This window comes from Sphingomonas sp. T1, assembly GCF_902506585.1.
In the GTDB taxonomy this organism is placed as follows: Bacteria; Pseudomonadota; Alphaproteobacteria; order Sphingomonadales; family Sphingomonadaceae; genus Sphingomonas; species Sphingomonas aerolata.
This window is the reverse complement of record NZ_LR733875.1, coordinates 2345806-2361116: the sequence shown is the minus strand read 5'-3', so window position 1 is coordinate 2361116 and position 15311 is coordinate 2345806. Positions and strand designations below refer to the sequence as shown.

The following is a 15311-nucleotide window of genomic DNA, read 5'->3' as shown; positions in this document are numbered from 1 at the left end:
GATCCCCCTTAGAGTGTACGCAGCTTGATCGACCGGAACTCGACCCGGTCGCCATGATCCTGAAGCAGGATCGGCCCCTGCACGGCGTCGCCGAACCCGGCGATCCCGGCATATTTGCTTTGCGCCACCAGCGCGCGGAACGCCGGCGACCCGCGGTCATATTCGACCATCTTGAAGCCGTTCAGCCAGTGCTCGACACGCGCGCCGCGCACCACGATCACCGCCCGGTTCCATTCGCCCGGCGGATTGATCCGCTTGCCCGGGCTTGCCGGGTCGGACAGGTTCTTCGCCGCGATCAGATCGTAGAGCGAGCCGAGCGTCCGGTTGCCGTCGCGACCCATCTTCGCATCGGGATGCCGCGCATCGTCGAGCAGCTGATATTCCAGCCCCAGCGCCTCGCCCTTGCGCTTCAGCAGGCCGGCATCGACGAAATACTTGATCCCGCTGTTCGCGCCGGGCGCCAGCTTGAAATCGACCGAAAGCTCGAAATCGCGATATTCGCGGGTCGTGACGAGGTCGCCGCCGCCGCCGTCCACGCGCAGCACGCCGCCGGCCATCGTCCAGCCCGTCGTCGGAAACGCCGTCCCCTTCGCGCTGCGCCAGCCGGCACCTGTCTTGCCGTCCCACAGCAGTTTCCAGCCTTCGCGCTGCTCCTCTCCCGACAGCCGATTGCTCAGCCAGCCCTGTTGCGGCAGCGCGGTCGCGGGCATCGCGTAGCGCGCCGGCGTATCGGTGATGACGCGGACGTTGCGGAACCGTACCTCGGGGTGCCGCGCAGCGTCCGCGTCGGGGATCGCATGGACCTGGAATGCGATGAAGCCGCGCGCGTCGACATCGTCGACGGTATCGGTCGCGGGCACGCCGTTGATCCAGCTGCGCAGCCGCGTGCCGATCGCCTCGACACGGTAGTGGTTCCAGTCGCCCGAGCGGAAGGTCTGCCGCGCGGGCGCGTTGCGGCCGAGCGTGTACAGCCATTGCCGGCGCTGTTCGTCGTACATGCCCGCGCTCCACGCCCGTGCCGACGGATCTATCTCGACCTGATAGCCGTGCACGACGCCATTGCGATAATCGGGTCGGCTCTGTCCGCGGATCATCATCCCCGAATTGAGCGCAGGGTCGGTCTTCGCGTCGAACTCGACGATGAAGTCGCCATATTGGGCCTCGGACACGAGCCAGCTATTGGTCTTGCCGGGCTCGGCGCGCCCGATCAGCTCGCCATTCTCGAACGCGTAGGTCGCGTTGCCGCCGGTCGCTCGCCAGCCGGCCAGCCCCGCGCGCGGCGTCACGTCGCGCCATGGCGCTTTTGCCTGATCTGTGGAGGATTGAGACGCAGGGGCCGCATTGACCGACGTCTGCAGCAGCAACGGTGCGGCCGCCAAGGTCAGAATTGCGAGTGCTCGAACCATTCGCCTCCCCTTTTCTCTTTTCTGCGAGCACGGGCTGAGCAGCCCTATCCGGACAGGTCCGGTCGTCTCGCATCGTTTCACCGCCGACATGTCGCTGCCGTACGTCTCTCCAAAACCAACCCTAATTTGTGGTCGGGCCACATGCAAACAGATTGTAAGGCATTTTATCAATGTTTCCGCCGGTTCGGGGCTTACCGGACTTGACGATGCCGGTGTCCGCGCGATGTAGGGGACGGCGCCGACGTTCAGGCTGCCGTCTATCGAACGAGGAATGCAATGCAGGACGCTGAAGGCGGCGGTAAACTCTACCGCAAGATCGTGCAGGCGATCATGACGGACATCGCGGACGGCGTGTTTCAGGTCGGCGGTCGCCTGCCCGCCGAACGCGATCTGACGGAGCGGTTCCAGGTCAGTCGCCCGACGATCCGCGAGGCGATGATCGCGCTAGAGATGAAGGGCATGGTCGAGGCCCGCAAGGGATCGGGCGTGTTCGTGCTGGCATCGTCATCGAACGACTCGGAGCAGGAACTCGATATCGGCGCGTTCGAGATCACCGAGGCGCGCCGCCTGCTCGAAGGCGAAGTCGCTGCGGTCGCCGCGACCGAGATCACCGAAGAGCAACTCGTCGAGCTACGCGGTCTGCTGGCGCAGATGGATCAGGACGACACGATCGCGGCAGAGGACGCGGATCGCCGGTTTCACATCGCGATCGCCGAGGCGACCGGCAATGCGGTGATCATCTCCGCGGTGGCCGACTTCTGGGACATGCGCTTCCGCTCGCCGCTCGCGCGCGAGGTTCTGGCGAAGGCGGGAAGCCTCGGCACGGAGAACCGCATGGCCGAGCACGGCCGGATCCTGACCGCGCTGGAGGCCCGCTCGCCGGTCGATGCGCGCAACGCGATGCGCGATCACCTTGCGCGTGTGATCGACCACCTGCTCGACGTCACCGAGACCGAAGCGGTCGAACGCGCGCGGGCCGCGACCGTCCAGCGCCGCCGCGCCCTGGCGCGACGCTCGGTCTGACCCGCCCCCGCGTCTAGAAGTGCATGCTGTCAAATCGCGGTTACGGATGCGCCTCAAAATATTGGTCAAACTAATTGTCTGACCAAATGATTCCATATTGTCATATTTCTGCGGCCCTGATACCTGACGACCTACGTCGACCCTAGAAAACTGGGGCGGCACAATGTCGGGCCGCGCCGACTCAGCGCGACCGGCCTATCGGGAGAGGGTCCTTGAGCCAGAAGAGCTTCGATAAGCGCATGCTGCTTATCTCGACGAGCGTCATCGGTCTGTTAATCGCCGCGCCGGCAATGGCCCAGCGAACCGCAGGCAGCCAAGTGCCGCAACCGGCAGACAGCCAGACCAGCACGTCCGATCCCGTCGACCCAACCCAGGCCACGTCCGAGCCGGAAAACGCCGATATCGTCGTGACCGGGTTCCGCGCCTCGCTGAACAACGCACTCAACCAGAAGCGTAACGAGACCGCCGCGATCGACAGCATCGTCGCAGAGGATATCGGCAAGTTCCCCGATTCCAACCTCGCCGAGTCGATGCAGCGCATCCCCGGCGTCGCGCTGTCGCGGGGTGACGGCGGCGAGGGCCGCAACATCTCGGTCCGCGGCCTCGGCGCGCAGTTCACGCGCGTCCGCATCAACGGCATGGAAGGCGTGTCGCAGGTCAGCGGCACCGACATTCGCGGCGGCGTCGCGACCGGCCGTTCGTTCGACTTCGTGACCTTCCCGACCGAAATCTTCTCGGCACTGTCGGTCCGCAAGACGCTGTCGGCGGATGTCGAGGAGGGCTCGCTCGGCGCGACGGTCGACCTGCGCGCGCCCAAGCCGTTCGACCAGAAGAAGAGCTTCGTGCTCACCGGCACCGCGCGCGGCATCTACAACGACATAAGCAAGAAGGCCGATCCGCGCCTGTCCGCGCTGGTCTCCAAGCAGTTCGGCGACACGTTCGGCATCCTTGGAAGCATCGCCTATTCGAAGCGACATATCGCCGAATATGCCTATTCGGCCGCCGATGTCGTGCCGACCACGGTCTATGGCCAGGCGCAGCCTGCGGGCACCGCGAACGCCGGCGTGATCTTCCCCTTCTGCACCCCGGTCGGCTACAGCTTTCGCGGGGCCGCGACGAACAGCCCGATCGCCGGCTATGCCCAGCCGAACGGAACGCCGATCGGCGCGGACGCCAATAATTGCAGCACCGGAAATCCGCGCACGAGCACGGCGGCGGCCTATGATTATGTCATGAGCCGGACCGGGGTGAATGGTCGTCCGGGCGGCGGCGTCTATCTCCCCCGTCTGCCGCGACCCGCGAAAAGCGACCAGGAACAGCAGCGTCTCGCGGGCACGCTGACGCTGCAATGGAAGCCTGGCGACAATACCGACATCTCGCTCGACGGCCTGTATTCGCGGTTTAAGGTGGATCGGCTCGACACCTATTTCGATGCACGCTCGTTCGGGCGCGCGATCTCGAACAACGGCCAGCCGCTGACGTCAGTCCGCGAGATCGAGGTCGATGACAATGGGTCGCTGATCCACGGGCTGTTCGACGGCGTCGATCTGCGGTCGGAGATGCAGCAGGAGAAGTTCACCTCGACCTATCGCCAGGTCAATCTGAACCTCGACCACCGCTTCTCCGACACCGTCCGGGTCTATGGTCTGGCCGGCATCAACCAGTCGCGGCTCGACGTCGACCGCCTGCAGGTCGCGATCGATGCCAATGACACGCGCGACTTCTCTATCGACTTCCGCGACAATCCCGACATTCCGAAGATCGGCTACGGGATCGACACGACCAATCCCGCGCTCTTCCAATATGGCCCGCCGCTCGCCAATGGCGACCAGCGCGGCCAGCTGTCGAACTTCATCCGTCGCAACACGATCACGAGCAAGACCTTCGAACTCAACGGCGAATGGGAGGCCGCACCCGACTTCACGCTGCAGATCGGCGGTCAGTATCGCACCAACAAATATACCGCGCGCGAGCGGCAGCTCGCCACCAACACGCCGCTCGCGCTCCCGTCGGGCGTGACGCTCGCCAGCCTCACCACCGTGACGACTGGCATCGGCAGCAACCTCGACGGGCTGTTGCAGGATTTCGTCTCGATCGATCCCGAGAAGTTCCGCGACGCGGTCGGGCTCGACAACTATGTCTATTGCAGCCTCGAATGCGCCAAGGGCACATATGGCGGCGTCGATGAGAATTATGCCTCGGGCTATGCGATGGTGAAGTTCAACACCGCCAATTCGCTGCCCTTCGCGCTGCGCGGTGACGCGGGCGTACGATACGTCCATACCAAGCTCGACACCTATGGCCCGATCACCTCGGCAGCGCCCGCGGGGTCGCTCTATCCCTCGCGGTTCGTGATATCAGAGGTCGGCCGCAGCTATGACGACTGGCTGCCGTCGGCGAACCTCGCGCTCGACATCACGCCCGACCTGATCGCGCGCGCCTCGGTCGCGCGCGTCATGTCGCGGCCAGCCTATGGCCAGCTGATCCCCGCAGGCTCCGCGAATCTCGTCATCCAGACTGCAACCTTCAGCAATCCCTTCCTCGAACCGATCCGTGCCAACACGTTCGACGCGGCGCTCGAATGGTATTTCGCCAAGGGCTCGCTGATCTCGGTCGCGTATTTCTACAAGAATATCGAGAGTTACATCCAGACGACCAGCCAAGCGGTCGCGTTCCAGGATATCGGCCTGCCGCTGACGCTGCTCAACGGAACGCAGTTGCGCCCGACCGACGTGTTCACGGTGCAGCGCAGCAACAACACGGAAGGCGGGCCGCTGCGCGGGTTCGAGGTCAACGTCCAGCTGCCCTTCACCTTCCTGCCCGGTGCGCTGCGCAATTTCGGCGCGCTCGGCAACTTCACGCGGGTCCGGTCGAACATCAACTACGTCATCTCGCCGACGCTGTCCCGGACCGCGCCGCTGGTCGGGCTGTCGCCCGAAACGGCAAGCGGGACGCTATATTATGAAGACGACAAGTTCAGCATCCGCTCGACGGTCAACTATCGCGCGGCCTTCCTGACCGCCGTCCCCAGCGGCTCGGTCGACGCGGATTCGACCGCCAATGCGAGTTCGATCTTCGTCGACGCCTCGGCCTCGTACAACCTCAACGAGCATATCAAGTTGATCGCCGAAGTATCGAACATCACTGACGAAACCAATCGCCTGACCGTCGACACGGTGCGTCAGGACCCGCTCTACACCTCCTATTTCGGCCGCACCTACGCGCTCGCGGTCAATTTCCAGTTCTGAGGACTTCACGTTTCTGGTCGATATCGGCGCCCCCCCCCCCGGCCGATGTCGACCCGATCTCCGGGTGCGCTGCACGTCACGTGCGACGCACCCGGTTCTTTCTTTGACGACGGTGCCGACGGCGCGCCGCACGGGTCCGGGCCTTCATCGTCACACACGCACTGAACACATATTTCAGGGACCGGGCCTCATGATCGTGCCATCCATTCTTCTCGCGCTTGCAGCGTTGCAAACAACAGCGGCGCCCGCGGCGACCGCCGAGCATGTCGCGATCCAGGCCGCGGACATCGATCTCAGCGCGACCTTCTATCATGAGGCGTTCGGCCTGCGGATCATCCCGACGCCGCTTAAGAACCGCCGCTGGCTCGATCTCGGCAACGGCCTCGCGCTCCACATCCTCGACGGCCGTACGGCGCCGAAACCCTCGAACCGGAACGAGCATCTGGCGCTGCACGTCGACGATCTCGCTACCGTCATTGCCTGGCTGGACCAGCACGGACGCGTCTGGACCGACCTTGCGGGCACACCGCACACGATGCAGCTCCGGTTCGATGGCGTCCGCCAGATCTATGCGCAGGATCCCGATGGCTATTGGCTGGAGATCGGGGACGCACGCGGTGCTGCGCCACGATGACGTGGCAGCCGATCTCGACCGAGGGTATCGAGCGGCGCCTCTCTTGGCCGCCTGCCTTACCGGAGAGCCGAGCCCGCTGTTTGATCATTTTAGATTTGCGCTGCACCCCGGCCCCTGAAAGACATCAGCACGACACATAAACTGGTGTACGCTGCCCCTAGGCGCGGTGCGCCACAGGAGAGATCGCCATGTCGTTCGTTGTCAATGGAAACGCCGTCCCGGGACCGGCGGATCCCCGTGTCTCGCTGCTCGATCACCTCCGGGAGACGCTTCACCTGACGGGCACCAAGAAGGGCTGCAATCAGGGCGCGTGCGGGGCCTGCACGGTGCTGGTCGATGGCGAGCGGATCCTGTCCTGCCTCGCGCTGGCGGTCCAGTATGACGGACGTGAGATCACGACGATCGAGGGCCTGGCCGAGACCGCGGCGCTTCACCCGTTGCAGGCGGCGTTCATCGAGCATGACGGGTTCCAGTGCGGCTATTGCACACCCGGGCAGATCTGCTCGGCGATCGGCATGGCCGCGGAGGCCCGCCGCGGCGTGCCGAGCCATGTCAGCGCCGACCTCGCCGCCGACGTCATCCTGACCCGCGACGAGATCCAGGAACGGATGAGCGGTAATCTGTGCCGCTGCGGCGCGCATAACGGCATCATCGATGCGATCCAGGCGACGATGGCGCCAGCATCGACAGCCGAGACGAGCGCGGAGATGACGGCATGACGCCTTTCACTTACCTGCGTGCCGATACCGTGAACGATGCCGTACGACTGGGTGCGGGCGAAACCGCGGCCTTTCTCGGCGGCGGCACCAATATCGTCGACCTGATGCGTGAGACCGTCGCCCGCCACGAGACATTGGTCGACGTGACCCGCCTGTCCGCTGCGGTCACCGAGACGGCAGAGGGCGGACTGCTGATCGGCGCGGCCGCTACCAACACCGCGGTCGCCGAGCATCACGGCGTGCGAACGCGCTATCCCATGCTGTCGCGCGCGATCCTGGCGGGGGCGTCTGCGCAGATCCGCAACATGGCGACGGTCGGCGGCAACCTGCTGCAGCGTACGCGCTGTACCTATTTCTATGACACCGACGGATCGCACTGCAACAAGCGCGTGCCCGGTACGGGGTGCGATGCCCGCGAAGGGTTCAACCGCATCCACGCGATTCTCGGCGCATCCGATGCCTGCGTCGCGACGCATCCCTCCGACATGTGCGTTGCGCTGACCGCGCTCGACGCAGTCGTGCATATCGAGGGACGCGACGGCGCGCGGACGCTGCCCTTTGGCGAGCTCCACCGCCTGCCCGGCGATCGGCCCGACCTCGACACCGTGCTGGCGGCAGGCGAGCTGATCACGGCGATCGAACTGCCGCCGCTCGGTGTCGCGGCGCGCTCGACCTATCGCAAGGTACGCGACCGGGCGAGCTACGCCTTCGCGCTGATCTCTGTCGCGGCGGCGATCGAGATGGACGGCGACCGGATCGCCGACGTCCGGATTGCGTTCGGCGGCGTCGCGCACAAGCCATGGCGCGCGAAGAAGGCGGAGGCCGCGCTGCGCGGCGAACCGGCCAGCGAGGCCGCCTTCCGGGCGGCTGCGGCCGCGGAGTTCGCCGACGCGCGGCCGCTTCGCGACAATGCGTTCAAACCCGAACTGGCGACGCGAACGCTGGCCGCGGTGCTGGCCGAGCTGGCGAAGGGAGACGTGGCATGAGCATCATCGATACCGCAAAGCAGGCGGCGCAGGGCCTGATGCAGGGCGCGATGGAGAAGCTCGTTCCGCTGGCACCCGACAGCTGGATCCCCGGCGGCCGGCCCGATCCGCTGATCGCGCACAAGCACGGCCTGATCGGCACGCCGGTATCGCGCCTCGACGGCGCGCTGAAGGTCAAGGGCGAGGCAGGTTTTGCCGCGGAGTTCCGCTTCGACGACATGGCCTATGCGGCACTCGCCTATGCGACGATCCCGCGCGGCCGGATCACGGCGATCGACAGCGCGGCCGCGGACGCCGCGCCGGGTGTCGTCCTGGTGATGACCCACCTCAACGCGCCACAGATGAACACACCGGGCGTGTTCGGCTCGTCGCCGACCGCGGTGGGCCCCGCCGACCTGCCGATCCTGCAGGACGACCGCATCCACTGGAACGGGCAGCCGATCGCCTGCGTCCTAGCGGAGACGCAGGAGCAGGCCGATCATGCCGCGTCGCTGCTCCGCTTCACCTATGACGCGGAGCCCTCGACGACCAGCCTCAAGGGCGCGAAGGCGAACGGCATCGAACCGGGCCTGTTCATGGGCCAGCCGCTGCACAACCGGATCGGCGATGCCGACGCCGCGCTGGCCACGGCGCCGCATGTCGTCGATCAGGTCTATCGCACCCCGCGCCACAACCACAATCCGATCGAACCGCATGCCGCGACGATCGCATGGATCGACGGCGTGCTGGTGATTCACGACGCGAGCCAGATGGTCACCGCACAGGCGCAGACGATCGGCGAGGTCTTCGATCTCAAGCCCGACAAGGTCCGGTTGACCTCGCCCTATGTCGGCGGGGGTTTTGGCTGCAAGGGCTTGTGGGATCACCAGATCATCGGTGCCGCCGCCGCAAGGATGGCAGGCCGCCCGGTGCGGATCACGCTGTCGCGCGAGGGTGTGTACCGCGTCGTCGGCGGGCGATCCCTCACCGAGCAGCGGGTGGCGATCGGCGCGACGGCGGAGGGCCGCTTCGATGCGCTGGTCCATACCGGCCTGTCGATCATGACGCCGCACAACAACATGCCCGAGCCGTTCATCCTCGGCACGCGCGCCGCCTATGCCTGCCCCAATATCAGCCTGCAGGTCGATATCGCGCGGATGAACATGCTCGCCAACACCTTCATGCGCGCGCCGGGCGAGGCGGTCGGGACCTTTGCGCTGGAATGCGCGGTCGACGAGCTGGCGGTCGAGCTGGGCATCGACCCGGTCGAACTGCGGATCCTGAACGAGCCGGACAAGGACCCGACCTCGGGCCTCGCCTTCTCGTCGCGCCATATCGTCGAGGCGTGGCGCAACGGTGCGGATCATTTCGGCTGGGCGGATCGCAACCCTGAACCGGCCACGCGCCGCGATGGCGAATGGCAGATCGGCATGGGCTGCGCGACCGGGACCTATCCCTATTACCGGATGCCCGGCGCACAGGCGCGCATTACCCTCACACGCGACGGCGATGCCGTGCGCGCGTTGATCGAGGTCGCGGCGGCGGAAATGGGCATGGGGACATCGACCACCACCGCGATCGTCGGCGCGGAGCGTCTCGGTCTATCGCTCGATCAGGTCGAGGTCGGCTATGGCGACTCCTCGATTCCGGGCGCGATCATGGCGGGGGGATCGCAGCAGACCGCGGCGATCGGTGCGGCCGTCATCGCGGCGCATAACGCGCTGGTCGTCGAACTGCTCAAACTGGCCGGCAACGACTCACCCCTCGCGGGGCTGTCAGCGGATACGGTCGGCAGTGAGGATGCCGGGCTGGCGAAGATCGACGATCCGACACAGCGTGAAAGCTACGCATCGATCCTGACGCGCGCGCAGCGCGACAGCGTCACCGTCACCGCGGCGGCGTCGCAACCGCTCGAACTGATGCACTGGTCGATGCACTCGCACAGCGCGATCTTCTGCGAGGTGCGGGTCAATGCGGTTACCGGTGAGACACGGGTCAGACGGATCCTCGGATCGTTCGATTGCGGCCGGATCCTCAACCCCAAGACGGCGAAGAGCCAGTTCCGCGGCGGGATCATCATGGGGCTCGGCATGGCGCTGATGGAGGAGACGCAGTTCGACGAACGCAACGGTCGGATCATGAACCCCAGCCTCGCCGAATACCACATCCCCGTGCACCTCGACGTTCCGGAGATCGACGTCATCTGGACCGATATCGCCGATCCCCACACACCGATGGGTGCGCACGGGATCGGCGAGATCGGCATCACCGGCGTCGCGGCGGCGGTCGCCAATGCGGTCTACAACGCCACCGGCAAGCGCGTCCGCGATCTGCCGATCACCCTCGACAAGCTGCTATAGGGTGGCCCTTTAGGGGACGCGCAACACGCGCCGGTCGGGCAGTCGCCGACCGGGGCTGTGCGGTCCCCCCGCCGCGTTTCGAACCGTTTGCGGCACCGAACGCCCCCGTGCGAACAACGGCGCACCGGCGACGGGTGCATGGATCGCCCGCGCCCGTGTCTCGCTACCGGATTCGGAACGTCGTCATATTCTGCCGCGACAACGCCCCTCCTTACCGCCGTGCCGGGATCTAGCGGCTGCTCGCGCGTTACAGCTTGCTGCCCTCCTCCTCCCCCACGCCAACGGAAGATCTCATTATGTCCGACCAGACCGACAGCCCCGTCCTGCAGCCCGTCAAGATCGGCGATCTGCGACTGCAGAACCGTATCGTCATGGCGCCGCTGACGCGCAGCCGCTCGAATGACGACGGTGTCCCGCCCGACTTTGCCGCCGACTATTATGCGCAGCGTGCCGATGCCGGCCTCATCATCAGCGAAGCGACCAACATCTCGTCGCAGGCGCGCGGCTATGCGATGACGCCCGGCATCTGGTCGGACGCGCAGGTCGCCGCATGGACGCCGATCGTCGAGGCCGTCCACCGGCGTGGCGGAGCGATCTTCCTTCAGCTGTGGCACACCGGCCGCATCTCGCACCCCGATCTCCATGACGGTGCGCTCCCCGTCGCGCCGTCCGCGATCAAGGCGGAGGGCCAGGCCTTCACGAACGACGGGATGAAGGATTTCGTCACCCCGCGCGCGCTGGAGACGGACGAGATCCCCGCGATCGTCGAGGATTACCGCCGCGCTGCCGAACAGGCGAAGGCCGCGGGGTTTGACGGCGTCGAGGTCCATGCCGCGAACAATTATCTGCTCGAACAGTTCATCCGCGACAGCACCAACCAGCGCACCGACATCTATGGCGGCTCGATCGAGAACCGGCTGCGCTTCCCGCTCGACGTCGTTCGCGCCGTGGTCGATGTCTGGGGTGCAAACCGCGTCGGGATCCGCATCTCGCCCGCGACGACCGAGCCCGGCAAGACCCCGCTCGACAGCCAGGTCGGGCGGACCTTCGACACGTTCGTCGATGCCCTGTCGGAGATCGGGCTGCTGTACATCCACGATATCGAAGGCGTGACCCAGCAGACGCGCGACGTGCCGGACGGCGTCGACTTCCAGGCGCTGCGCAAGCGCTTCTCGGGCGCGTACATCGCCAACAACCAGTATACGCTGGAGCTTGCCGAAAAGACGCTGGCAGAGGGCAATGCCGACCTGTTCAGCTTTGGTCGCCCCTTCCTCGCCAATCCCGATCTCGTCGACCGGCTGCGCACCGGCGCGCCGCTGGCCGAGGCGCCCAAGCAATATTGGTATGGCGGCGGCGCCGTCGGCTATTCGGACTGGCCCGGCATTAACGGGAAGATCGAACTCTCGTAATCCGGCAGAGCGTCTGAGGTGACCGAGGGGACGCGGGGCAGGCACACATCGTGCCGCCCTCGTCCCCGATCAGCCACAGCAGCGCTTGTGCTTTTTCCCCGACCCGCAAGGGCACGGATCGTTGCGGCCGACTTTCGATGCCGCCGTCGCCGATGCGTCGGGTGACGACGGGCCGGCGACGCTCACCTGCGCGGCGTACAGGCGCTGGACGGCGTCGGTCAGTTCGGCCGGCGCCCGGTCCTGAAGCGCGTTGATCTCCACGCTGTCGAGGTCGCTCTCATTGCCCGCGACCGCGATCAGCGTTGCCAGCTGCGACCACGGGGCCGCCCTTGCGGGGTCGTCGGCCAGCGCGTTCCAGGCCTCGGGGCGCAGCGCGACCGCATCGGTCAGGCCGTCGATCCAATATTCCCACAGAACTTCGCCATCACGCTCGTCGACGTCGAAGATCGGCTGAAGCTTGCCGCGGGCAAGGTCGCGCGCGATCTCATCACGTCGTGCCGCCACCGCATCGGCGAACCATTGCACGTCGAGCGGATCCTCGAAGGGCGGCGTGCCGTCGGTCTCGCTTCCCCAGATCACCGTCATCCACTCGCCCGGCGCGATCGCCTCCGGGGAGATCAGCAGCCCGGTGAGGAAGCCGTCGAGCTCGGTGAGCAACATCGGTTCCTCGACGGCGAGATCGGCGAGCGCACCATCGAGGCGCCGGAAGCGTGAAGGGAATCGTTTCACAGGCTGAGCGCGCGGCGGCGCATCTCGGCCTGCGCCATCTCGCGCAGCGGGGTCGCCTCGCCCGCAGCGAAAATGTCCGCGAGGTCGAGCAGATCCTCGTCGCCAAGAGCATTCACCGAGGCCTCGACGGCCACGAGGCGATCGAGCGCGCGCGCCGTTACCATCCCCTGGCGCTTGGTTCGTATTTTGAGCATCGCCGTCCACTAGCAGAACCGGTCAGGATTTACAGGCGCAGACCACATTGATGATCCGGCACGCATCGACGTGCGGGTGGCAGACAACCGGCGCACCGCATCGCAATCGCGAAAATTGTCGTACGCTCCAAACCGTCCCTGCCCTGACCACTCTATAATCAAGCTGACCTTGATGGGCGGTCCCCCGATTCCGCGCTTGTCGGCCAGATCGGCGTGACGTGTGAGATTGAGACGACGGCAAATGGCCGCCGTGTTGTTTGAGCTATTGATTTACATGATGCAGCACAAAGGAATCCGTTGATGTTGGCAAAGATCCTCGGCGGCGTCTCGTCAGACGTCCTCACGTCCGAATTGGCGCGCCTCGAGAGCATGTTTGCCGATGGTGACTTTTCGCAACGGGCGAATACGTCGCTCGCCAACGGCCAGACCCAGACGGTGCTTTGCGCGATCAACCAGATGCTCGATCGCGCGCTGCGCCCGGTTGGCCAGTTGAGCGCCCGGATCGACGACTGGAGCGCTGCGCATGACAAGGGCGATATCGACGCCATCCTGCCGGTCGACGAGTTTCACGGGACCTTCGCGGTCATGGCCAAGCGGCTCAACCTTCTGGTCGGCAGCCACATCGCGGTCAAAAGAACCGCGATGGCCTGCGTCAGGGAATTCAGCGAGGGTAATTTCGCCGCCCCGCTGGAGCGTTTCCCCGGCAAGAAGGCGTTCATCAACGAAACGATCGAGACGCTGCGCGCAAATCTGCAGGGCCTGATCAGCGAACTGAACCACATGTCCTCCGAGCACGACAAGGGCGACATCGACGTCATCGTCGCAGCCGACCGGTTCAAGGGCGACTTCGTCACCATGGCGCGCGGCGTCAATACCATGGTCGCCAACCATATCGCCGTGAAGAAGAAGGCGATGGCCTGCATCAAGGCGTTTGGCGAAGGCAATTTCGACGCGCCGCTCGAAGCCTTTCCCGGCAAGAAGGCGTTCATCAACGACACCGTCGAGACGCTGCGTCGCAACCTGCGCGATATCATCGGCGAGGTGGAACGGCTGATCAAGGCATCGACGGCGGGCGAGCTCGGCCAGCGCGGTGACGAGACGCGCTTCGTCGGGGATTTCGCCGGACTGGTCTGCGGGATCAACGCGATGCTCGACGCGACGCTGCTGCCAATCGAGGAGGGCAATCGCGTCCTGAACCTCGCCAGCGTCGGCGACCTGCGCGAGATGGTCGAGATCCCTTGCCAGGGCGACCACCGCCGCATGAAGGATTCGATCAACGTGCTGGTGGACAATCTGCGGGTGAGCGCCAGTCTCGCCGACAAGATCGCCGACGGTGATCTGAGCTTTGCACATCAGCCATTGTCCGACCAGGATACGCTTGGACAGGCGATCGTGCGGATGGTCGACAATCTTCGGGTAAGCGCCGACCTGGCCGACAAGATTGCCGATGGCGATCTGGCGGTGTCGCACCAGCCCATGTCCGACAAGGATGTCCTCGGCCAGGCGCTCGTGCGGATGATCGAGCAATTGCGCAACGTCGTCGGCAAGGCCAGCGGCGCCGCCGACAACGTCTCGGCCGGAAGCCAGGAGCTGTCGGCCAGTTCCGAGCAGGTCTCGCAAGGCGCGACCGAGCAGGCGGCGGCTGCCGAAGAGGCGTCTTCGGCGATGGAAGAGATTGCCGCCAACATCAAGCAGAGCGCGGACAATGCCGCGCAGACCGAAAAGATCGCCCGCCAGTCCGCGAAGGACGCGGAACTCAGCGGGATTGCGGTCCAGCGCGCGGTCAACGCTATGCGCACGATCGCCGAGAAGATCGGCATCGTCCAGGAGATTGCCCGGCAGACCGATCTGCTAGCACTGAACGCCGCCGTCGAGGCTGCGCGCGCCGGCGAACATGGCCGCGGCTTTGCCGTCGTCGCGTCGGAAGTCCGCAAGCTCGCGGAACGCAGTCAGGTCGCGGCGGCAGAGATCGGATCGGTCTCGTCGCAGACCGTCGCAGCGGCGACCGAAGCCGGCGACATGTTGACCAAGCTGGTGCCCGACATCAGCCGCACCGCCGAACTCGTCGCCGAGATCAGCGCCGCATGCCGCGAACAGGATATCGGCGCGGCACAGATCAACGAGGCGATCCAGCAGCTCGACCTGATCAGCCAGCAGAATGCCGGTGCGTCCGAACAGATCACCGCGACGTCGGAAGAGCTCGCCTCGCAGGCCGAGGAACTCCAGGCCAGCATCGCCTATTTCCGGACCGGCGGCGGCGCGGATATCGGCCATCGCCGGCCGGCCCCGGCGGTGCAGCGCAAGGTGAGCGCGCGCAGCCCGATCGCCGCACGGCCAAGCGCCAAGGCCAAGCGGCCAAAGCCCAATTCGATCGCCGACCAGCAGGCCCGCGTGAACGGCTTCGCGCTCGATCTGATCAAGGGTGGCACCGACGCCGACGACGATGCTTTCGGCGCCCAGGCGGCCTGACCGCGGATTGCTGAGACGGGCGGCCTAGCCGGTAATCAGACGCAACCGCTGACGCTGTGGTGAGGCGATCGCGCCGTCGGGCGCGGTCGCCTTGCGGCGTTAATGACGACCTAGTCGAAAATAAGCGATGGGCCCGGAACGGACCTCTTGGCCGC

Annotated in this window: 11 protein-coding genes; 8 read left to right on the top strand and 3 right to left on the bottom strand. The window is 65.7% G+C overall.

The genetic code is table 11. The features are described from left to right. Nucleotides 1-8 precede the first annotated feature (8 nt). Nucleotides 9-1406, bottom strand: a complete 1398-nt coding sequence (locus tag GV027_RS10640) for a 3-keto-disaccharide hydrolase (RefSeq protein WP_159511855.1) — start codon at nt 1404-1406, stop codon at nt 9-11. Nucleotides 1407-1682: 276 nt separating this feature from the next. Between GV027_RS10640 and GV027_RS10635 the strand changes: the two genes are divergently transcribed. From GV027_RS10635 to GV027_RS10605, 7 genes are all read left to right on the top strand, one after another. Then, nucleotides 1683-2429 (top strand): FadR/GntR family transcriptional regulator, encoded by a 747-nt coding sequence (locus GV027_RS10635; RefSeq protein ID WP_031439703.1) that lies wholly within the window; start codon nt 1683-1685, stop codon nt 2427-2429. Nucleotides 2430-2641: 212 nt separating this feature from the next. Beyond that, complete coding sequence (locus GV027_RS10630; RefSeq protein WP_236559165.1) at nt 2642-5677, top strand: TonB-dependent receptor; 3036 nt, start codon at nt 2642-2644, stop codon at nt 5675-5677. A 190-nt stretch (nt 5678-5867) separates the two neighbouring features. Continuing rightward, nucleotides 5868-6311, top strand: coding sequence for a VOC family protein (locus GV027_RS10625; protein WP_159511854.1), 444 nt, complete (start codon nt 5868-5870; stop codon nt 6309-6311). A gap of 188 nt (nt 6312-6499) precedes the next feature. After that, nucleotides 6500-7030 carry a 2Fe-2S iron-sulfur cluster-binding protein gene (locus GV027_RS10620; RefSeq protein ID WP_159511853.1) on the top strand — a complete coding sequence of 177 codons (531 nt, stop codon included), beginning with the start codon at nt 6500-6502 and terminating at the stop codon, nt 7028-7030. Next, nucleotides 7027-8016: an FAD binding domain-containing protein gene (locus tag GV027_RS10615; protein WP_159511852.1), complete on the top strand. Its 990-nt coding sequence runs from the start codon at nt 7027-7029 to the stop codon at nt 8014-8016. The genes GV027_RS10620 and GV027_RS10615 overlap by 4 nt, the downstream gene beginning before the upstream one ends. Next, entirely contained in the window at nt 8013-10355 is a 2343-nt protein-coding gene (locus GV027_RS10610; protein WP_159511851.1) for a xanthine dehydrogenase family protein molybdopterin-binding subunit, read from the top strand. The genes GV027_RS10615 and GV027_RS10610 overlap by 4 nt, the downstream gene beginning before the upstream one ends. A gap of 296 nt (nt 10356-10651) precedes the next feature. After that, nucleotides 10652-11764 (top strand): alkene reductase, encoded by a 1113-nt coding sequence (locus tag GV027_RS10605; protein ID WP_159511850.1) that lies wholly within the window; start codon nt 10652-10654, stop codon nt 11762-11764. Nucleotides 11765-11833: 69 nt separating this feature from the next. Here GV027_RS10605 and GV027_RS10600 read toward each other — a convergent pair whose 3' ends face one another. Beyond that, nucleotides 11834-12493, bottom strand: coding sequence for a UPF0149 family protein (locus GV027_RS10600; protein WP_159511849.1), 660 nt, complete (start codon nt 12491-12493; stop codon nt 11834-11836). After that, on the bottom strand, nt 12490-12687 hold the full coding sequence (locus GV027_RS10595; RefSeq protein WP_043157026.1) for a hypothetical protein: 198 nt from the start codon (nt 12685-12687) through the stop codon (nt 12490-12492). Before GV027_RS10595 ends, GV027_RS10600 begins: the two co-directional genes overlap by 4 nt. 300 nt (nt 12688-12987) lie before the next feature. Here GV027_RS10595 and GV027_RS10590 point away from each other — a divergent pair, with 300 nt between their 5' ends. Further along, nucleotides 12988-15156, top strand: coding sequence for a methyl-accepting chemotaxis protein (locus GV027_RS10590; protein WP_159511848.1), 2169 nt, complete (start codon nt 12988-12990; stop codon nt 15154-15156). The last annotated feature ends 155 nt before the right edge of the window (nt 15157-15311 follow it).

Coding starts and splice junctions, on each gene's coding strand:
- GV027_RS10640 (WP_159511855.1), bottom strand. CDS start 1,406: ATGGTTCGAGCACTCGCAATTCTGACCTTGGCGGCCGCACCGTTGCTG.
- GV027_RS10635 (WP_031439703.1), top strand. CDS start 1,683: ATGCAGGACGCTGAAGGCGGCGGTAAACTCTACCGCAAGATCGTGCAG.
- GV027_RS10625 (WP_159511854.1), top strand. CDS start 5,868: ATGATCGTGCCATCCATTCTTCTCGCGCTTGCAGCGTTGCAAACAACA.
- GV027_RS10620 (WP_159511853.1), top strand. CDS start 6,500: ATGTCGTTCGTTGTCAATGGAAACGCCGTCCCGGGACCGGCGGATCCC.
- GV027_RS10615 (WP_159511852.1), top strand. CDS start 7,027: ATGACGCCTTTCACTTACCTGCGTGCCGATACCGTGAACGATGCCGTA.
- GV027_RS10610 (WP_159511851.1), top strand. CDS start 8,013: ATGAGCATCATCGATACCGCAAAGCAGGCGGCGCAGGGCCTGATGCAG.
- GV027_RS10605 (WP_159511850.1), top strand. CDS start 10,652: ATGTCCGACCAGACCGACAGCCCCGTCCTGCAGCCCGTCAAGATCGGC.
- GV027_RS10595 (WP_043157026.1), bottom strand. CDS start 12,687: ATGCTCAAAATACGAACCAAGCGCCAGGGGATGGTAACGGCGCGCGCG.
- GV027_RS10590 (WP_159511848.1), top strand. CDS start 12,988: ATGTTGGCAAAGATCCTCGGCGGCGTCTCGTCAGACGTCCTCACGTCC.